The sequence below is a fragment of the Streptomyces marincola genome (genome assembly GCF_020410765.1).
Lineage (GTDB): Bacteria > Actinomycetota > Actinomycetes > Streptomycetales > Streptomycetaceae > Streptomyces > Streptomyces marincola.
Map to the genome: position 1 here is coordinate 4,211,877 of NZ_CP084541.1, position 19,036 is coordinate 4,230,912.

Here is a 19,036-nt window from a genome sequence, read left to right on the forward strand (position 1 = left end):
CCACGGCCCCGGGCGCCGCCGGCCGGGTGCGGCTACCTGACGGCGACCAGGACCCGGCTCTGCCCGTACTGCCAGACGGTGCACACCTGCTGGAAGCCGGCCGCCCGCAGCAGCCCGACGTGCCGGGAGAGGGTCAGCGGCTCGTCCGGGTCGCCGGGCGCGGGCCGCAGCGCGCGCTGGGCGAACGCGTCGGCCAGCTCCGGGTCCCTGGCCGCCGCCGCCCACCAGGACTCCCAGTCGAGCGCCTGCCCCACCGGCGCGGCCTCCTGCCGGCGGCGGCCCACATGGGCCGTGAGCCCCGAGCAGAACGCGCCGTCGGACGGGAAGTGGTCGGCGTTCACCAGCACGCCGCCGGGCCGCAGCAGGGCGGCGGCGTCGCGGTAGGTGCGCGCCAGCGCCTCCTCGGGGAGGCAGTGCAGCGCGGTGGAGGAGACGACCGCGTCCGCGGCGCGGTCCAGCCCGAGGGCGCCGGCCCAGCCGGCGTCGCCGAGCACGGCCTCGACCCAGCGCGCGGCGTCCGCGTGGTGGGTGCGGCCCAGTTCGAGCAGCACCGGGTCCCGGTCGACGGCCACGATCTCGGCGCCCGGCGTGCGCCGGACCAGCCGGGACGCCAACGAGCCGGGGCCGCAACCCAGTTCGACGAGCAGGGGGCGGGCGAGGCCGGCCGTCGCGTGCTCGACCACGTCGGCGATCACGCCGAACCGCTCCTCGCGGTCGATCGCGTACCGCTGCTGCTGACGCTCCCAGCGTTCGACCCACATCTCGGCCGTTGCCATGCTGATACCCATCGGGTCGCGTCACCCTCCTCCTCGGCGGATCCCCGGCGCGGCCCAGCTTACCGGCAACGGTTTTCAGTTTCGTCTCACGCGAGATCGGTGAGGACGGACAGCAGCCGGTCGACCTCCTCCTCGGTGTTGTAGACGTGCAGGCTCACCCGCACCGCGCCCTCCCGGTCCTCGCCGCCGTCGGCGCCTGCCTGGCAGAGCGTGTCCGCGCGCACCATGAAGCCGTGCTCGAAGAGGATGAAGCCGAGGTCGTCCGCGGGGATGTCCCGGTGCCGGAACGACACGATGCCGCGCCGCCGCTGCACCTCCGACATCGCGGCGAGGCTCAGCTGGCAGCCCAGGACGCGGTAGGGCGCCAACTGCCGCAGCCCCTCCGTCAGCCGCGCGGCCAGGCCGACCGTCCACCGCTCGACGCGTTCGAGACCGGCCTCCTCAAGCCAGTCGAGCGCCGCGGCGAGGCTCGCGATGCCCGCGGTGTTCGGCGTTCCGCTCCAGCCGCCCGGGCGGAACGCGGGCCCCCGCGCCTGCCGGGCCCACACCGCCCCCGTGCCCGGCAGGGCCAGCGCCTTGTGCCCGGAGAAGACCACGAAGTCCACGTCGAGGTCCGCCACCGACAGCGGCACGTGGCCCACGCCCTGCGCCGCGTCGAGGCAGATGGGCACCCCGGGCCCCGCCGCCTCGCGGACGCGGTGCACGTTCATGTCGCCGCCCCTCACGTGGTGCACGTGCGTGGCCGCGATGAAACGCGTGCGCGGGCCGATCAGACCGGCCAGGGCCCGGTGGTCGTAGTCGCCCGATGAGTCCTGGTACGGCAGCCCCCGCACCCGCACCGCCACCCCCTGGCGCGCCAGCACGTCCCGCGCCTCAAGCCAGGGCGACAGGTTCGCCTGGTGGTCCTCGAACGGGACGACGATCTCGTCGCCGTCCGCGAGCTGGGGCGCCAGCCAGTCGAGCGCCACGCTGCGCAGCCCCTGGCTGGTGCCGCTCGTGAAGTGGACGGCCGACCGCCCGGGGTCCGGGTCCGCCAGGAACTCCTTCAGCCGCGCGCCGGTCCGCTCCACCATCGCGGTCGTCGCGTTGGCCCACGGGTAGGAGCCCCGGCTCGCGTTCGCGTTCCCCGTCGTCAGGTAGGCGTGCACAGCGTCCAGGACGGCGCGCGGCTTCTGCGTGGTCGCCGCGCTGTCGAGGTAGGCGAGCCCCGGGTGGTCGACCACGATGGGGAACTGGGCGCGCAGGGCGCGCTGCCACGCGCGCAGCGGCGCCAGGTCGTCGGTCGGCACGCGCTCAGTCCCGCACCAGGGGGGCGCCCGCGTCGCGCCACGCGATGATGCCGCCGCTCAGGCTGCGCACGTCCGCATGCCCCATCCGGGTGAGCAGCGCGGCGAACCGCGCGGACCTCTCGCCCACCGGGCACGTCAGGAGCACGGGCTGCCGTCTGCCGAACGGCAGCCCGCCGCTCACCAGTTGCTCGAAGAGGTCGTCGACGATGTTGACCGCTCCCTCGATGTGCAGGGTGGCGAAGGCCCGCGGGCCCCGCAGGTCGACGACCAGCGGGCGCTCCCGTTCGATCCACTCGCGCGCCTCCGCGACCTCGATCGAGGGGGCCGCGGCCAGCTCGTCAGGCGTCAGGGAGTCGGGCGCGTTGCGCCGCGGGGAGCCGCCCAGCAGCTCCGGGCGCCGCTGCCGCACGTAGCTCAGGTAGCTCTCGACCCGGTCGCAGGCGATGAACACGGCCGTCGCGCGTTCCGTCAGCTCCGCGTCGAGCGCGCGCAGGTGCCGCACCGCGCCCAGGTAGGCGGCGCCGCTGGTCGGGCCCGCGAGCAGCCCGCACCGGCGGTTCAGGGTCAGCATGCCGTCGATCGCCTCGTCCGCGCCCACCGCCTCGATCGCGTCGTAGGTGTCCGGGTCGAACAGGCCGACCTCGTGCACCTCGTCGAGCGTGCGGATGCCCGGGATGAAGTCCGACTTCTGCGCCACGAGCCCCACGACCCGCACCCGGGGGTCGTGCTCCCGCAGCACCCGGGCGACCCCCGTGGAGGAGCCGGCGGTCCCCACGCAGGCGATGAACCAGTCGGGGGCCCGGCCGTCGAGGTCCTTGACGATCTCGGGGCCCGTTCCCGTGGCGTGGGCCTCGGTGTTCCGCTGGTTGAAGTACTGGTCGGTGTGCAGGTAGTCGCTGCCCTCCTGCGACACGGCACGGTGGAAGAGGGTCAGCGGGTCGTCCGTGTCGGTCGGGTCGAGGCATTCGCTGCGCCCCGGCAGCTCCTCGATCTCGGCGCCCAGCAGGAGCAGCAGCTCCTTGATCTCGGGCACGCGCATGCGGTTGGTGACGCTCTTGAACCGCAGCCCGTGCATGCCCGCGAGCGTCGCCAGCGCCTTGGCCGTGTTCCCGCTGGACAGTTCGACCACCTGCTCGTCCCGTTCGACGGCGCCGGCGAGCCCGGGGCGCAGCATGTGCCACGCGGCGCGGTCCTTGACGGAACCGAACGGGTTGAGCATCTCCAGCTTGGCGTAGAGGTCGATGCGTCGCAGGCCGTGCACGGCCGGATCGATGCGGACCAGCGGCGTGTTGCCGATGGCCTCGGTGATGCTGTCGTACCTCATGCTTCCGTGCCCCCCTGCCCGATCGGCCAGTACTCTTCGTCAAGGGCCCACCGCCAGGACTCGCCCCGGCGGGTGACCGCGACCTTCCTGGCCGTCGGCCGCATCTGCGCCCCGTGCGCCTGGAAGTCCATGCAGTAGCCCGCGGTGTTCGGGAATGCCAGCAGGTCGCCGCGTTCTGGCAACCGGGGCAGGAAGACCACGCGGCGCGTCACCAGGTCCGCCTCAAGGCACAGGTTGCCCATCAGGTGGACCCCGACCGGCCCCGCCCCCGCGGCGGCCGGGGCGCCGCCCCCGCCGCGGGGCACGACGACCGGGTCGACCAGTACGCCGTGCTCCTCCAGGCTGACGTCCGAGGCGTTCATGCCGAGCCGTACCAGGTGGGTGCCGTCCTCTGCGAGCCGCACGTCGAGGACCCTCGCCAGCGAGAGACCGCACTGGTCCACCAGGGCGCGCCCTGGCTCGATGTACAGGTCGTAGAGGTGGTCGAGCAGCAGGCTGGCCAGGGAGCGGCCGAGCGACGGCGCGGGCGTGGCGAGCAGTTCGTCGAGGTAGTCGGCCCCCGCCACCGGCCGGTGGGCCGGGTAGAGCGCGAGCCTGCCGCGCACCGTGCCGCCCTCGTTGCGCAGCCCGTAGCCGTGCTGCCGCCAGGTCAGCGGCGGGCGTCTGCCCAGCACGGCGTTCGTCAGCTCGGTGGTGTAACGCTCCCACTGCCCGCCGTCGGCGAGGTAGTTGACGCCGAAGCCGCCGCCGATGTCGATCGCCCGCGGGCGCAGGCCGCGTTCCGTCGCCTCGTCCATCACCCGCACGCAGCGCTCCAGCGCCACGGCCTTCTCCGCGATCCCGGTCGTGTCCAGGTGGTAGGCCACGCCCACGAGATCGACGGCGTCCCGGTGCCGGGCGACGGTGTCGAGCAGCGTCCCCGCCTCCGCGACCGGCGAGCCGAACCGGCTGCGCCGGGACAGCACCCGGACGCCCTCGCGCTCGAAGCCGGAGAGCCGCAGCAGGATGCGCACCCGGGGCAGCCCGTGGGCGCGCACGAGCGCGACCAGGTCGTCCAGCTCCTGCGGCGCGTCGACGCCGACCAGGGCCCCCGCCCGCGCCGCGAGCCACAGCGTCTCGGGGTCCTTCGGCCCGGTCGTGAGCACCCGGTCCGCGGCGAACCCGGCGCCCAGCGCGTGGCTCAGCTCGCCGAGCGAGGCGGCGTCGATCGCGGCGTCCGTCGCCGCGAGCCGCCGCACCAGCGCGCTCGACCGGTTCGCCTTGTGCGCGAAGAACACGCGGCCGTTCAGCCGGTGCCTGCGGTAGACGGCGCGGAACCGCTCGACGTTCTCCGCGATGCCCTCGGGGAGCAGGACGTTGAGCGGCGAGCCGAGGGCGTCCACGAGCGAGTGGAGGAACGCCCGGGAGTCGAGCAGCGAACCGAGTGACGGGCCGAGACGTGCTTGCAGGTACAGCGGCGCGCTCACGAAGAATCGTTCCTCCCTGTACGACGGCGCAGCCCGGCGGGCCACGGGACAGCACCCGGGTGGCTCCGGTAATCATTGCCAACTCACCGCGGTTCACGCACGCGTGGCCGCACTGCCGGGTCGGTACCGCGAGCGGCCGCGCGGTTATTGAAAATGATTCTCGTTTTGCTCTATGGTGCACCGAGTCGGCACCGGATGCGGCCGGGCGACCGCCGGCACCCGAAGAAACAGCAGCGGAAAGGCCCTACCACCATGCAACCGGACATTCATCCCGCCTACGGCCCCGTGGTGTTCCGTGACCAGGCCGCCGGCTACTCCTTCCTCACGCGGTCCACCCTCGTCTCCAGGGCGGGCGACCGGACCATCGAGTGGGAGGACGGCAACGTGTACCCGGTGATCGATGTCGAGATCTCCTCGGCCAGCCACCCCTTCTACACCGGGAACATGCGCGTGGTGGACACGGCCGGCCGCGTGGAGCGGTTCAGGCGCCGGTACGAGCGTGGGGGATCGCGCTGATGCTCCCCGTCGTCATCGTGGCCGGCCTGCACGCGGACGCCAGGCGGGCCGTCGTCGACGCCCTGCTGCGCGCCGTGCCCAAGAGCGTTGTGCTGCACCACGACCTGAGCACCGCGGGCGAGGGCACGGTCCTGCGGGTGGTGAGGGACCCCTCGCACGTCGTCTCCGTCGACGAGGCGCCGCTGGTGAACGACTGCGCCTGCTGCGCCCTCCGGGAGGATCTGCTGCCGGAGCTCGAACGGCTCGCCGACAGCGGTGAGTTGTGCGCGCTGGCCGTCGTCGAGCTGTGGGACTCGGTCGAGCCGCAGGCGATGGCCCAACTGATCGACAGCCAGGCGGGGGACGGCGTGTCCCTGGTGGGCGTCGTCACCGCAGTCGATCCCGCGCGGCTCCTGCCCTCCCTCGCCCAGGGGGACGACCTCGCCGATGTCGGCCTGGCCGCCGCGTCCACCGATCAGCGCACGGTGAGCGACACCTTCGCCCGGCAGCTCGAATACGCGCCGGTGCTCGCCCTCGTGGAAGGCGGGACGGCGCCGGACGCGACCGACCGGGCGCTGCTCGTTCACCTGCACGGCACGGCCACCCTCACCGCGCCCACCCACCCGGACTTCCTCCGCGTGGTCACCGCGGGCTTCGACGCCGCGACCGCCGCCGCGCGCGTTCACCCCGCCACGGCTCTGCTGCCCCAGGCGGGCGAGCACGATGGCGTGACGACGCATGTCTGGCGGGCTCGCCGCCCCTTCCACGCGCACCGGCTGTACTCCGCCCTCCCCGACCTGGCCTGCGCGGCCGTCCGCAGCCGGGGCAGGTTCTGGGTGGCCGACCGGACCGACACCATGCTGTGGTGGGACGCGGCCGGGGGAGCGCTGTGCGTCGATGACATGGGGCCCTGGTTCGCGGCGCTGCCCGAGGAGATCCGGTCCTCCCTGCCGGTGGAACGGCAGGTGGCGGCCCAGATCGACTGGCACCCCGAGCACGGTGACCGGGGGCAGCACCTGGTCTTCGTCGCCCCCGGGCTCGACACCGGCTGGCTCACCGAGCTGCTGGACTCCTGCCTGCTCACCGACGAGGAGTACGCCGCGGGCCCTCTGGTGTGGGCGACCCAGCGCTCGGGCTTCGACCAGCTGCTGGCCGTCACCTGACCGGTCGGCGGGGCGGGGCGCCGTCCGGGCCGCGGCGGCGGCCGGGCGGCGCCTCACTCCGTTGAGGGGGCGCGCCGCTGGCCCGGGGGCCGGCGGCTCCGCCTCGTCCGGGCCGATGCCGCCGGCAACGGCGGTGAGGGCTCCCGTGTCCACCGCGCGTGTGCCCGCGAGCGGTTCGGCGCTCGACTCGACGCGCATCCGGTGGGCGCCCTCGACGGCGCGGCGCGGGCCTCGTCACCCTCCGGCGGGACTTCCGGCGATGTGTGGCGGAACTGCCGGCGATGGCCCCGGGCCGCGGGGGAACGCGCCGCGGCCCGCGTCATCCGCCGTGCGCCGGTCCGGCCTGGCAGCGCCCGCAGAGGCCGGTCAGCTGGACGGTGTGCTCCAGCTCGGCGAACCCGGTGTCCGCACCGACGCGTTCGGCCCACGTCTCGACGATGTCCGACTCCACCGGCCGGCTCAGGCCGCACCTGCGGCAGAGCAGGTAGTGGCGGTGGCCGTCGGGGAGGCGCTGCCGGTAGAGGCGCTCCCCGACCTCGTCCCGCACCACGTCCGCGCGGCCCGCGGCCTCAAGTCCCCGCAGGGTGCGGTACACCGTCGTCAACCCGACGCGTATGCCGCGGGCGGCCATCTCGGCGTGCAGCTGCTGGGCCGACATGAAGGAGTCGCACGAGGCGAGGACCCTCTCGACAGCGGCCCGCCGACGTGTCGTGCGCCCGGGGGGCAGCCGCTCTTCCATGCTGTGGCTCACCGTGGATCACCCTTGTACGAGTCCGGCGCCCGGCAACGAGACACCAGCATAGACGACAATGATTTCCATCACCATCAACAGTCACGCCTGATGTCCCGCGAGCGCGCCGGTGCGCGAGGTGCCGCCCGCACCGCACCGAACGGCGCCTGCTGCGGCTTCCCGGGCGGCGCGGGCGACGCCACCCACCGTCCGGCGCAGGGGCCAGGACACGGACCTGCTGCGGGCCGGCCTGGCCGGCGACATCGATGCGGGCGTCCTGGAGGAGGACAGTTCCACCCTCCCCCTGGACAGCGTCAACGGTCCTGGCGAGGTCGGCGTCCACCGGAACGGCCTCCGCCCCGCGGACTTCCGCCTCTTCGCCAGCGGCCACGGCAGCGATGCCGCCGCACGCGTCGCCTCCTATTCGCTCCGACGCGGTCCGACCAGGTCGATCCAATCCCCCCGGAAGTCCGCGGGACCGCGCGGGTCGCGCAGGGCGGCGTCCGCGAGCGGTCGGCCCGCGTCGAGGAACGCCGCGAGGACATGGTGCGGGACGGACAGCAGGGCGGAGCCCCCCGGTGGCCGGAGCCGGATGAACACCCGCAGGTCGGCCCGGCGGGCCGAAGGCGCGGCCGCCTCCGGCCAGACGACCACGTCACCGATCCCCGTGCGCCGGTGAACGCCATCCGCGAGCAGCTCGCGCGCGAAGGTCCACTCGCGCTCCTCCCCGGTGCCCGCGTTGAACACGATGGTGACGGCGTGCGGATCGGCGGCACGGTAGGTCAGGCGCACGGGAATCCGCTCCCCGAGATCCCCCTCGATGAGGTGCAGTCTCATCCACGCGCGGGCGTGCTGTTCCCGGCCGGCCTCATGGCGGCTGTGCCACAGGTGCAGAACCGTTTCGAGAGAAGACGGGTCGTCACTGGGCTGTCCGTCGAGATCTTCACGGCCCTCCGTAGCGGGTGGGTGCCGGTCGTCCCGGGCGGAGGGCGCTCGGGCGGCCACGTCGGTTCGGGGCACGAACAGGCTGCTGCCCGGCCGGGGCGCGTAGGCGTCCAGATCCGGAAGGCGAGACGGTTGCGCCGGGATCGACTGCCTTCGTGTGAGATCGAGGTCCACCGCCCGTTCCGGTGCGATCATCAGCCATGCGAAAGGCCGACCCCGTTTTTCACGCGGCTCGGACAGCACACGTGTCAACGGCGCCGGGCCACCGGGCGGTCCGGGGGGCAGGGGACGCGCCGCAACCGGATCGCGCTGCCCGCTCCAGACCCCGCCCAGCCGCCACAGGTCCCCGGGGTGCGGCACGTGAACGCCTCTTCCCCCGTCGGCGGGCGCCCGGTCGGTACCGCTTCTGGCGTCGTCGCCCGGCACGTCCAGCAGGTCGGTCCACAGGGCGGTGGGCACGCCGGTGCCTCGCGGCCCGGTGAACCGGGCCGCCCCCGTGCCGGATTCCGAAGCGGGGTGCCGCGAGTACCTGTCGTTCAGAAGCCACCAGTTGAGCAGGGTGGCATACCCGCCGACGGACCACGAGGACGTGACGATGCGGTCCACGAGGTCCGGGCCATCCCCCTCGGGGTGCCGCGCGTACTGCTTGGCCTCCACCACGAACAGGGAACGACCGGCGCGCACAACGAAATCCACACCCCGGCCGCCGCCCGCTGGACCGGTGAGGAGCGCATCCGAGTGGCGGAGGAGGTGCCAGAACCTCAACCGCTCGGAGACGCCGGTGCCGGATGCGTCGCGGAGCTGGGCCAGCAGGTGACCCAGCATCGAGGTCTTGCCCGTGCCCGGTGCCGACCACGTCAGGTGGACCGGGCGGGGTGACGGTGCGACGCCCTCGTCGTCCCAGGTGTCCACCACGTAGAGCGGAACGCTCGTCCGTGGTGCCGGGGGCACGGTCGCGGTGCCGTCGAAGAGCGCCCGCACAACAGCCGTGGCCTCGGTGAGGCGGTGCAGAAGATAGAGGCACTCGTCCGGCGGCCCATGCCGCCGCCTCCGAACTGGCGGGAAATCCGAGCACGACAAGGCCGCGACACGGACCTCCTCGGGTTCCGGATCCTCGGCGCCACCGAGGGGCGGGGGCGGGGCGGAGGGCGCGGGTCCGGTGGCGTCGATGTGCAGCACGTCGAGGACGCGGTCGGGGACTTCCGCGCTGTCGACCTGAACGTGGGGCGCGCCGAGGCTCGACGCGGCGAGCAGGGCGGCGAAGGCATCGTCGTCGACGGTGCCGGGTGTGGTTCCTCCGGTGCTGTGCATGGTCTCGTCCTCGTGGACACTCATCGTGCTCCCCCCTCCTTCAGCCGCCCGCGTGCGGCGACCGCGGAGACCTTGGTACGGGCGCGGGCCAGGCGCCGTTCGAGAGCCTTGCCGGTCAAGCCGACCTTCTGGGCCGCTTCCGCCTGGGTGTAGCCCAAAGCCATCAGGACCAGGGCCTCGCGGAGCTGCTCGTCGGGGATCTCCCGCCACAGGCGGGCGATGTCGTCGCGGGTGACGGCGGTGTGCGCGGGGTCGACGGCGCGTTGATCGGGGATGTCGTACCGGGCGTGCGGAGGATCGTCGGTGCCCGCGGCGCGGTGATCGAGCTCCGACTGCCCCCGGTTGTGGGCCTTGGACCATTTGATGAAGACGGAAGGGAACACGCGGATGCTGGCGCCGACGAAGTACGTCGTGAGGCCGGCGCCTCCCTTGGGGTTCCACTTGCCGCGCACCAGGCCGTGCTCGCGGAAGAGGGCGTGGCCCTGGACGAGGGTGTCGGTGACGACCTGGGTGCGATCCTCGTAGTGCCACCGCTCGGGGATCAGATGAGCGGGAACGGGGCGGCCCATTCCGGCGGCACGTTCGAAGATGTAGCCCGACGCGCTCCATTTGTTCAGGGTGACCCAGCCGTACCGCATCAGCGCGGACTGGACCTGCTGGTAGCGGGAGCCCTCGAACCCCTCGTAGCGCAGAACCTCGACCAGCATGGCGTCGGCCGAACGGCGGCGGGCCCGGGCCTCCTCGTCCTCGTGGGCCTCCGCGAGATCCTCCTCCAGCGTGCGCAGAGAACCGTCCGCGGCAGCCGCCGACTCCTCGCCGCGCCGCGCGACATCGCGGGGCGTGCACCCCTCGCGGGTTCCATCCGGCACATCCGCCTCCTTGCGCTGTCCAGCCCTCGCGGGTCTCCCGCTGCTGCTCCTGGCGAGGTCATAGGCGAGGGCCCGGCGCGTTCCCCCCGCCCCTCCTGTGTGATCCAGATCACGCGGGGGGTGGCGGGGTGACGCCCCCCTACACCCCAGCGCAGGGCACCGCCCACGGCGCCCCCCGACGACAGCCCCGCGGAAGGAACCTGATGGACGTTCAGCCCACCCTGCCCGACGGACCCGCGGCCCGCACGGGCGACGACCTCCACGACACGCGCGGGGCGGTGGCGCGCCATCCGGCGCCCGGCCCCGGTCTCCCCCCGCCGCATCCCCCGATACCCCCGATACCCGCGGCCCCCGCACTGCTCGGCCCGCGCAGCGCGCTCATCTTCCTCCTCGGGGCCCTCGTGGCGATCGGCGCCGGGGCGCTCCTCCACCTCGGCCAGCAGGATGCCACCGCCGCGGTTCTGGGCGCCTGCGGCGCCTTCGGCGGAGCCGTCCTGTTCTTCCACAGCATCATCGGCACCTGACCCCTCCCCGACGGCGACGCCCGCGCCCAGCGGGCGTCGCCGCCGCCGGCGGCACCCGGGCGAAGCGCCCGGCCGCGCGGCGTTCGTGCGTGAAGGCCGCCAGGGCGAGGGCCAGGCCCGTGGCGCTGAGAAGGGCCCCCGTCCAGTTCGGGGCGGTGTGGCCGAGCCCGGCGTCGATGGCGGCTCCGCCCAGGTAGGCGCCGAGTGCGGCACCGAGGTTGAAGGCGCCGATGTTGGCCGAGGCCGCCAGCGTGCCGGCGCCCTCCACCTGCCGCAGGATGTAGGTCTGGAGGGGCGGGATGGTGGCGTAGCCGACGCAGCCGAGGACCGCGATGGTGAGCGCGGCGAGCAGTTTGTGGTGGGCGGTGAGGGTGAACAGGGCCAGGGTCGCGACCAGGGCCGCCAGCAGGGTGAGGATGGTCGGCTCAAGCGCCCGGTCGGCGGCCTTGCCGCCGATCAGGTTGCCCGCGACCACACCCACGCCGAAGAGGACCAGCAGCCAGGCGATGCTTCCCGGGCCGTAGCCGGTCACGCCGGTCATCATGGGGGCCAGGTAGGTGAAGGAAGACATCAGCCCGCCGAAGCCGATGGCGGTGATGCCCAGGGCCGCCCACACCGACGGCCGGCGGAAGGCGGCGAGTTCCCGCGCGAGTCCGCCGTTGGGCGGGAGCGGCCGACGGGGGAGCAGGATGACGACGCCCGCCAGGCCGATGACGCCGAGTGCGGTGACAGCCCAGAAGGCCGAACGCCACCCGAAGTGCTGACCCAAGACGGTGCCCATCGGCACGCCCAGGACGTTGGCGAGGCTCAGGCCGGTGAAGACCAGGGCGATGGCACCGGCGCGCCGGTCGGGCCGGACGAGGTCGGCGGCGACCACGGAGCCGATGCCGAAGAACACGCCGTGGCAGCAGGCGGACAGGACGCGCCCGGTCATCAGCAGCCCGTAGCTCGGGGCGAGGGCCGAGAGCACGCTGCCCGCGATGAACAGCGTCATCAGGCCGGTCAGGACATCCTTGCGGGTGATCCGGGTGGTGAACGCGGTCAGCAGGGGCCCGCCGACGGCCACCCCGAGCGCGTAGCCGCTGACGAGGAGACCGGCGGTGGGTATGGAGACGTCGAAGTCGCCGGCCACCTCGGGGAGCAGCCCGTTGACGACGAACTCGGTGGTGCCGATGGCGAACGAACAAACGGTCAGGGCCAGAAGAGGGATGGGCATGCGGGCGCCTTTCGACAGCCGGGGCGTGCGGAGGAAATGAGCGGGGCCCGCCGGGCCACGGGGAGGCCATCGCGGGCGGGGCGGGGCGGGGTAGCGGATGCGCGGGGAACGCGGCGTGGCCGCGAACACCGGCCCTCAGCAATCTTTGAGGCTGTCCGGAGCCCCGGCGGGCGTGAGCCTGACCGGAACCGGGTCAGGTTCCCAGGGCTGCCGCCCGGCCTCGTCTGGGACAGTGAAGGGCATGACGGCAAGCAGCGAGTTGGGGACATTCCTGCGCGACCGCAGAGGCCGGAAGGGGGGCGACCGGAATACGTGACGGATCGGCAATAGGCCCTGGGCTTGAACCTGATGGTGACGGTTTGACTACTTCCCGGACACGCTGCACCGAGTAGCGCTAGGTTGTCCGCGCCACTTCCGCTTCGTAGTCAAGGCAGGACCGATGGCGTCGATCGACCGCACCGCCTACCCCCGGTTCAAGAAGAGCGTGCCGCCCCAGGAGCTGTACGACGTCTTCACCCCCTCACCAAAGGAGATCGAGTGGGCCCAGCGCGCCACCCGCTCCGATGAGCACCTGCTCGCGCTGGTGGTCCAGCTCAAGGCCTTCCAACGGCTGGGGTACTTCCCCCGCATGGACGAGGTCCCCGACGCTGTAGTTGGTCATGTGCGCAGCCGCCTGGATCTGGCCGCCGATGTGGAGTGTGCCCACGATTCGGACCGGACCCGGCGCCACCACCGGGCACTGGTCCGCGACCGCCAGGGCGTCAACAGCGACCGCGAGGCCGCACGTGTCCTGGCCGAGGAGACCATGCGCGCCGAGGCGCGGGTCAAGGACAACCCGGCCGACCTGATCAACGTCGCCTTGGAGGAGCTGACGCGCAACAGCTTCGAGCTGCCCGGGTTCACCGTCTTGGACAAGATGGCCGCGCGGGTGCGAGCCGAGGTCAACTACGAGTTCTTCTTCGGCATCACCAAGCGCATGGGGGACGACGACATCGCCCGGATGGAAGGGCTGCTCCAGGTCCCTGCGGGACGGCGCACCTCCCCGGCCGACGACCTCAAACAGTCCGCGCGCCGCCCGTCGCTGTCGCGGTTCAAGCAGCACCTGCGGCACCTGCGCGACCTGGACCTGCTCGGGCCGACCCAGGTGTGGCTGGAAGAGGTTCCCAAGGCCAAGGTCGAGCACTTCGCCGCTGAGGCGCGGGTGCTGGATATCTCCCAACTGCGCAAGTTCAACGATGACAAGCGGATCGCGTTGGTGGTCAGCCTGGTCCACGTGGCCCGGGTGCGGGCTCGCGATGAGGTCGCGGGCATGTTCTGCCGCCGGATGGCGGCGATCCACAAGAAGGGGCGCGAGCGCCTGCAGGAGATCCGCGAACGCCAGCGGGCCGAGACCGAACGGCTGTGGGGCGTGTTCGGCCGTATGCTCTCGGGAGCCCGGGAGGCCCACGCCCACGGCGAGGCCGCCGCGTGGGCGGAGTCGGCGGTGTGCGAGCGGGCCGGGGAGCTGATGCTCAAACCGCTCGCCGACGCCGGCGGCGTCGCCAAGGTCTCGCAGGAGCACGAGGAGATCTCCGCCCACCACGGCAACAACTACACGGGCCTGATGGCGGGGTTCTACCGCTCCCACCGGGCAGCGCTGTTCGAGCTGCTGGAGGTGTTGGAGCTCAAGCCCACCAGCGCTGATGACTCGGTGCTGCGGGCGGTGGCGTTCATCCGCGCCAACCGGCACCTACGCGGTGAGTATGTCCCTGACCATCTGGAGGGCTGCGAGGCGTTGGATACCTCCTTCGTCTCCGAGCACTGGGCCAAGACGATCCGCGAGCGCGGTCGGCCGGGGGTTTTCGTGCGCCGCCAGTTGGAGGTGTGCGTGTTCTCCTACCTGGCCTCGGAGCTGCGCACGGGGGACGTGGCTGTGGTGGGGGCCGACTCCTACGCCAGCTTCCTGGACCAGCTCATGAGCGCCGAGGAGGCCCAGGGCAAGATCGCCGCCTACTGCGCCGAGGCGGGCATCCCCGACACGGCCGACGGGCTGTGCGACATGGTCCGGGGCCTGCTGGACGCGCACGCCGCGCGCACGGACGCCGCCTACCCTGACAACGCCGACCTGGCGATCGACGAGGACGGGGTGCCCACGCTCAAGCGGCGCCGCGGCCGCGAGCGCACCGCCTCCGCGCTCGCGCTGGAGGCCGCGGTCACCGAGCGCATGGACGAGGTCGGGCTGTTGGACATCGTCACCCGGACCGCGCACTGGATCGGCTGGTACCGCCACTTCGGGCCCTTGTCGGGGTCGGACCCCAAGATCAAGGACCCGTTGGGCCGCTACTCGGTCATCGGCTTCACCTACGGCACCAACCTGGGGCCGCACCAGATGTCGCGTCACCTGCGCGGCGGGCTCTCGCCGCACGAGATCGCCGGGCCCGCCCGCGAGCACGTCACCGCGCACAAGCTGAACCGGGCCAGCGCCGATGTGGTCAACGCCTTCAGCTGCCTGGACGTCACCTACTGGTGGGGCGATGGCTCACGGGTGGGGGCGGACGGCACCCAGATCGACACCTGGGACGACAACCTCCTGGCGGAGACGAGCGTGCGGTATGGCGGGTACGGGGGGATCGCCTACCGGCACATCGCCGATTCCTATATCGCGCTGTTCTCCCACTTCATTCCGTGCGGGGTGTGGGAGGCCGTCTACATCTTCGAGGGACTGCTGCGCCAGGAGAGCGGCCTGGAGCCCGAGACGCTCCACGCCGACACCCAGGGCCAGTCCCTGCCGGCCTTCGGACTGGCCGCTTTGCTGGGGGTGGAGCTGCTGCCCCGTATCCGCAACTGGAAGGACCTGGTCTTCTACCGCCCCAGCGCCAACGCCCGCTACCGCCACATCGATGCGCTGTTCGGCGAGGACGCGGTCATCAACTGGAAACTCATACGCACCCACTGGATCGACCTGATGCGCACCGTGCTGTCCATCAAGGAGGGACGGCTGTCCAGCTCGGTGCTGCTGCGCCGCCTGAGCAACGAGTCCAAGAAGAACCGGCTGTACCGGGCGTTCCGTGAGTTGGGGCGGGCGATGCGCACCACCGTGCTGCTGCGCTACCTCAACGAACCCGAGCTGCGCGAGGGCATCACCGCCGTCACCAACCGGGTGGAGGCCTTCCACGGGTTCTCCTCCTGGCTGCGGTTCGGCAACAACGGCACCCTGGCCGACAACGACCCCGACCACATGGAGCTGCTGGTCAAGTTCAACGAACTGCTGGCCAACTGCGTGATCTTCTACAACGCCGTGGCCATCACCGCGGCCCTGACCCAGCTCAGGAACGAGGGCCACCGCGTCTACGGGCCCGACGTGGCCTGTCTGGCCCCGTACATGAGCGCGCACATCCGCCGCTTCGGCGACTACGTGCTCGATGTGTCCCCGCCCGGCGCGGCCCAGGCCCACCTGGAACTGGACGAGACCGACCAGACACAAGAGAGCACGCGGTGAAGACTCACACCCCGAAGATGCAGGGCTCCCCGAGTCGTGAGGCGGCCCGACAGGTCGGCGGCCCCCGCGCGGCCTCTGTCACTTCTTGGGCGCGTCGGCTTCGGTGTCGCCGGAGCGCAGGGGCGGGGCCGTCGTCCGTCTGGACGCTGCAGCGCCCAGCGAGGATAGGCTGAGAGCGCTACTCCCCGGGAGAGCCGACGGCATACAGCACGGTAACCGATCACGCTGAATGTCGGTGTGTCAGATTGTTGTTACGAGGGGTGAACGGTGATTTCGGACCAACCCGAACTCGTACTCGACCGCATCGAGTGCGCCGCTCGCACCTTGGGTGCGGGCGGTCTGGTCGCGTTCCCCACCGAGACGGTGTACGGGCTCGGCGCCGATGCCGAGAATGTCGGCGCCGTGGAACGTGTCTTCACGGTGAAGGGGCGGCCGACGACGCATCCGCTGATCGTGCACCTCGGCGGCGCGCACCAGCTCGCTGAATGGGCGGCCGACGTGCCCGACACGGCGCACCTCATCGCCGAACGCTTCTGGCCGGGCCCGCTGACGCTGGTGCTTCGGCGGGCGGCCCGTGTTCCCCGTGTGGTCACCGGTGGCCTCGACACCATCGCGCTGCGGGTGCCGAACCATCCGGTCGCCTTGAAGATGCTGACGGCTTTCGGCGGCGGGGTGGCGGCGCCCTCGGCCAACCGCTTCGGCGAGGTCAGCCCTACGACGACCCGTCATGTCCATGCGGGATTGGGCGCGGACGTCGACTATGTGCTCGACGGTGGCCCGTGCTCGGTCGGCGTCGAGTCCGCCATCGTCGATCTCACGGGTGAGCCGGCGATCCTGCGCCCCGGTGGTGTGAGTCGAGAGGACCTCGAGCACGTACTGGGCCGTGCCGTGTCGGTGCGGGCCAAGAGCGCTGTCCGGGTTCCAGGCCAGTTCCCGTCGCACTACGCGCCGCGGGCCCGGGTGCTCCTGGTCGAACCGGACCGGGTCCTCGACGAAGCCGAACTGCTGGCGGCGCAAGGGCAACGGGTCGGTGTCCTTCTTCCCCCCGAGTTCGCGGGTGATGCCGTGTCGTCTTCCGCGCAGCACGTGATCGCGGTACCGGACTCGGCCGCACAGTACGCGCAGCGGCTCTATGGGTTCCTCCATGACTTCGACCGGCACGGATGCGAGGTCATCGTGGCATCACTTCCCGCCCTGGAGGGGATCGGATCGGCGATCGCGGACCGGCTCGGCCGGGCGGCCGGGCCCCGCGATCAGGCGAGTCGTGGCTCCGGCCGGTTCAGCGGTCGTTGAGGGCGGCGACGAGGTCTTCGAGGCGGGCGGCCCGGGAGGCCTTGATCAAGACGAGGTCGCCGGGGTGAAGGCCGCGGTGGAGGACGTCGTGGGCCTGCCGTGCGTCACGGACGGAGACGATGTCGAGGTGGTCGCATGCGGCGCGGGCGGCGTCGGCGATCAGGGCGGCGTGGTCATCGCCGACCACGACCAGGAGGTCGAGAGCGGCCTGTGCGGCGAGCACGCCCAGGTGGCGATGGGCTTGAGCGGCGTGCTCTCCGAGCTCGGCCATCTCTCCCAGGACCGCGATGCGGCGACGCGCGGTCACCGAGGTCAGCGCGGTGAGAGCGGCCGACATCGAGTCCGGATTCGCGTTGTACGCGTCGTGGATGAGGGTAATACCGTCATCCCGGACGATGGTCTGCATACGTCCGGCGGACCTGGGCCGTGCCTCGGTCAGCGCCTGGGCGATCATCGCGGTGTCCAGACCCAGGCCATGAGCGGTCGCCGCGACGGCGAGTGCGTTGCCGATGTGATGCCGACCGGTGAGCGAGAGCGTGACGGGCGCGGTGCCCTCGGGGGTGCACAGGGTGAATCCCGCGCGACCGTCCTGGGTGAGGCGCACGTCGCGGGCGTGCACGCGCGTCGGATGGGGGTGGTGGCTCCACCACAGAGGGCGGGCACGGGTGCGGTCCGCCATGGCTGAGACGAGCGGATCGTCGGCGTTGAGGACGGCGAGGCCGCCGTGGTCGGCGTCGGGGAGTCCGGCGACCAGTTCGCTCTTGGCCACGGCGATCCCGGCCTGTCCGTCGGGGTACTGGCCGATGTGGGCGGTGCCGACGTTGAGCACCAGGCCTACATGGGGCGTGACCAGGTCGCACAGGTAGCCGAGGTGCCCGCGGCCCCGGGCACCCATCTCCAGGACGAGGTAGCGCGTGTCGGGGGTGGCGTGCAGGATCGTGAGGGGGAAGCCGAGTTCGTTGTTGTACGAACCGCCGGTGGCGGTGACGGGTCCGTGGTGCGCCAGCACCTGGGCGGCGAGATCCTTGGTGCTGGTCTTGCCGTTCGATCCGGTGATGCCGATGACGGTCGCCGACAGGTGGCCCGCCACGTGGCGGGCCAGCGCGCCGAGCGCGACGGTGACATCGGCGACCTGGACGGCCGGGGCGGCCACCGGCCGTGAGGCGAGCACCAGCGCCGCGCCCGCGGCGATGGCGGCCGGGGCGTGGTCGTGCCCGTCGGTGTGCCGGCCGGAGAGCGCGGCGAACAGGCCGCCGGGGTGGACCCGGCGTGAGTCGATGCTTGCGGGTGCCGTGACCCACAGGAGGGGGTCGGTGCCGGCGGTCAGGCGACCTCCAGTGGCCTCGGCGATGGCGGTTGCGGTCAGAGGTATCACGTGGTTGGACTCCTGCGCGCGAAGGCTCTTGCCCGTCGGTGTCGACGTCGTCGGCGAGGACCAGGCCCGGGGTCCGCTGTTCGGCGTGTCCGGTGGCCAGTGCGACGCGTGCGTCCGTACAGGGGTGGGCGGTGGCGGTCACGCCACCTGGTCAGGGTCGATGCGGGTGCCGATGAGCACGGCCAGGAGTTCTCCGATGGCGGTGTCGCGGTCCATCGGATGGCGCAGCGGCAACTCCGCGTGCATCCGGTACCGGTTGCGGCGCCCCTCGCGCTCTCGTTCCAGGTACCCGGCTTCGACGAGATCCGCCACGATGCGCTGTGCGGCCCGCTCGGTGATGCCCACCTGCTCGGCGACATCCCGCAACCGGGCCTGGGGATCCCGCACCACGCACAGCAGTACGTGGGCGTGGTTGGTGAGAAACGTCCACTCCTGCATGCCAGTACCTTACCCCACCTTCCCGTAGTGCGTATCGCGTTTTTCGGCACGCGTATTTCATGTCGTATAACTCGTCCGGCTCTGTGGTCGCCCTCGGCTGGGCCGCCGCGGAGGTCCGTTCGCGTCGCTCGAATCTGCGCCTGATGAACGCCTCGCATGTGCCGCGCACCATCCGCTCCTTCGGTGAACCGGACGTCGTGCCATCTTCGGCTGTTCTTCGGGAACGTGCGAAGACCGCACTGGCGGAGGCCCGTCGTCGGTCGCCCTTCAGGAACCCGGGGTCGAGGTCGAGACGTCGGTGGCGTCGCCGCCCGTGTTGGATGCCCTGGAATTCGCGCCCCACG

15 protein-coding genes are annotated in these 19,036 nt (G+C 72.2%); 5 read left to right on the forward strand and 10 right to left on the reverse strand.

What is annotated here, in order from left to right; all coding sequences use genetic code 11:
- Positions 1-32 precede the first annotated feature (32 nt).
- The 4 genes from LC193_RS18460 to LC193_RS18475 all read right to left on the reverse strand — a co-directional run bounded on the left by LC193_RS18460 (position 33) and on the right by LC193_RS18475 (position 4,855).
- Positions 33-788, reverse strand: coding sequence for a class I SAM-dependent methyltransferase (locus LC193_RS18460; RefSeq protein WP_226075655.1), 756 nt, complete (start codon positions 786-788; stop codon positions 33-35).
- Positions 789-862: 74 nt separating this feature from the next.
- Positions 863-2,065, reverse strand: a complete 1,203-nt coding sequence (locus tag LC193_RS18465; RefSeq protein ID WP_226075656.1) for an aminotransferase class V-fold PLP-dependent enzyme — start codon at positions 2,063-2,065, stop codon at positions 863-865.
- 4 nt (positions 2,066-2,069) lie between these two features.
- Complete coding sequence (locus tag LC193_RS18470; RefSeq protein WP_226075657.1) at positions 2,070-3,389, reverse strand: pyridoxal-phosphate dependent enzyme; 1,320 nt, start codon at positions 3,387-3,389, stop codon at positions 2,070-2,072.
- Positions 3,386-4,855 carry a type III PLP-dependent enzyme domain-containing protein gene (locus LC193_RS18475; RefSeq protein ID WP_226075658.1) on the reverse strand — a complete coding sequence of 490 codons (1,470 nt, stop codon included), beginning with the start codon at positions 4,853-4,855 and terminating at the stop codon, positions 3,386-3,388. The genes LC193_RS18470 and LC193_RS18475 overlap by 4 nt, the downstream gene beginning before the upstream one ends.
- Positions 4,856-5,107: 252 nt before the next feature.
- Here LC193_RS18475 and LC193_RS18480 point away from each other — a divergent pair, with 252 nt between their 5' ends.
- Both LC193_RS18480 and LC193_RS18485 read left to right on the forward strand, forming a co-directional pair.
- Entirely contained in the window at positions 5,108-5,371 is a 264-nt protein-coding gene (locus LC193_RS18480) for a type B 50S ribosomal protein L31 (RefSeq protein WP_226075659.1), read from the forward strand.
- Entirely contained in the window at positions 5,371-6,513 is a 1,143-nt protein-coding gene (locus tag LC193_RS18485) for a CobW family GTP-binding protein (protein WP_226075661.1), read from the forward strand. Before LC193_RS18480 ends, LC193_RS18485 begins: the two co-directional genes overlap by 1 nt.
- A gap of 319 nt (positions 6,514-6,832) precedes the next feature.
- Here the strand turns inward: LC193_RS18485 and LC193_RS18490 are convergent, their stop codons facing one another.
- From LC193_RS18490 to LC193_RS18500, 3 genes are all read right to left on the reverse strand, one after another.
- Entirely contained in the window at positions 6,833-7,264 is a 432-nt protein-coding gene (locus LC193_RS18490; RefSeq protein ID WP_318842168.1) for a Fur family transcriptional regulator, read from the reverse strand.
- Between the two features lie 399 nt (positions 7,265-7,663).
- Positions 7,664-9,523, reverse strand: a complete 1,860-nt coding sequence (locus LC193_RS18495; RefSeq protein ID WP_226075662.1) for an SsgA family sporulation/cell division regulator — start codon at positions 9,521-9,523, stop codon at positions 7,664-7,666.
- On the reverse strand, positions 9,520-10,368 hold the full coding sequence (locus LC193_RS18500) for an RNA polymerase sigma factor (RefSeq protein ID WP_226075663.1): 849 nt from the start codon (positions 10,366-10,368) through the stop codon (positions 9,520-9,522). Before LC193_RS18500 ends, LC193_RS18495 begins: the two co-directional genes overlap by 4 nt.
- Before the next feature lie 203 nt (positions 10,369-10,571).
- On the opposite strand from LC193_RS18500, the gene LC193_RS18505 reads away from it, so the two are divergent.
- The gene (locus tag LC193_RS18505; RefSeq protein WP_226075664.1) at positions 10,572-10,892 is read left to right on the forward strand and encodes a hypothetical protein; all 321 of its coding nucleotides are present in this window, start codon (positions 10,572-10,574) and stop codon (positions 10,890-10,892) included.
- Here LC193_RS18505 and LC193_RS18510 read toward each other — a convergent pair.
- Positions 10,879-12,108 carry an MFS transporter gene (locus LC193_RS18510; protein ID WP_226075665.1) on the reverse strand — a complete coding sequence of 410 codons (1,230 nt, stop codon included), beginning with the start codon at positions 12,106-12,108 and terminating at the stop codon, positions 10,879-10,881. The genes LC193_RS18505 and LC193_RS18510 overlap by 14 nt on opposite strands.
- A gap of 439 nt (positions 12,109-12,547) precedes the next feature.
- Here LC193_RS18510 and LC193_RS18515 point away from each other — a divergent pair, with 439 nt between their 5' ends.
- Complete coding sequence (locus LC193_RS18515) at positions 12,548-15,586, forward strand: Tn3 family transposase (protein ID WP_061081151.1); 3,039 nt, start codon at positions 12,548-12,550, stop codon at positions 15,584-15,586.
- Between the two features lie 267 nt (positions 15,587-15,853).
- Positions 15,854-16,879 (forward strand): L-threonylcarbamoyladenylate synthase, encoded by a 1,026-nt coding sequence (locus tag LC193_RS18520; RefSeq protein ID WP_061081150.1) that lies wholly within the window; start codon positions 15,854-15,856, stop codon positions 16,877-16,879.
- Here LC193_RS18520 and LC193_RS18525 read toward each other — a convergent pair.
- Positions 16,866-18,254, reverse strand: coding sequence for a UDP-N-acetylmuramoyl-tripeptide--D-alanyl-D-alanine ligase (locus LC193_RS18525; RefSeq protein ID WP_061081149.1), 1,389 nt, complete (start codon positions 18,252-18,254; stop codon positions 16,866-16,868). The genes LC193_RS18520 and LC193_RS18525 overlap by 14 nt on opposite strands.
- 138 nt (positions 18,255-18,392) lie before the next feature.
- Positions 18,393-18,692, reverse strand: coding sequence for a winged helix-turn-helix domain-containing protein (locus LC193_RS18530; RefSeq protein ID WP_061081148.1), 300 nt, complete (start codon positions 18,690-18,692; stop codon positions 18,393-18,395).
- Positions 18,693-19,036: the final 344 nt, after the last annotated feature.

Bases quoted from the DNA above. Each gene is read 5' to 3' on its own strand.
- LC193_RS18460 (WP_226075655.1), bottom strand. From the start codon at position 788: ATGGGTATCAGCATGGCAACGGCCGAGATGTGGGTCGAACGCTGGGAG.
- LC193_RS18480 (WP_226075659.1), top strand. From the start codon at position 5,108: ATGCAACCGGACATTCATCCCGCCTACGGCCCCGTGGTGTTCCGTGAC.
- LC193_RS18510 (WP_226075665.1), bottom strand. From the start codon at position 12,108: ATGCCCATCCCTCTTCTGGCCCTGACCGTTTGTTCGTTCGCCATCGGC.
- LC193_RS18505 (WP_226075664.1), top strand. From the start codon at position 10,572: ATGGACGTTCAGCCCACCCTGCCCGACGGACCCGCGGCCCGCACGGGC.
- LC193_RS18470 (WP_226075657.1), bottom strand. From the start codon at position 3,389: ATGAGGTACGACAGCATCACCGAGGCCATCGGCAACACGCCGCTGGTC.
- LC193_RS18495 (WP_226075662.1), bottom strand. From the start codon at position 9,523: ATGAGTGTCCACGAGGACGAGACCATGCACAGCACCGGAGGAACCACA.
- LC193_RS18515 (WP_061081151.1), top strand. From the start codon at position 12,548: ATGGCGTCGATCGACCGCACCGCCTACCCCCGGTTCAAGAAGAGCGTG.
- LC193_RS18485 (WP_226075661.1), top strand. From the start codon at position 5,371: ATGCTCCCCGTCGTCATCGTGGCCGGCCTGCACGCGGACGCCAGGCGG.
- LC193_RS18530 (WP_061081148.1), bottom strand. From the start codon at position 18,692: ATGCAGGAGTGGACGTTTCTCACCAACCACGCCCACGTACTGCTGTGC.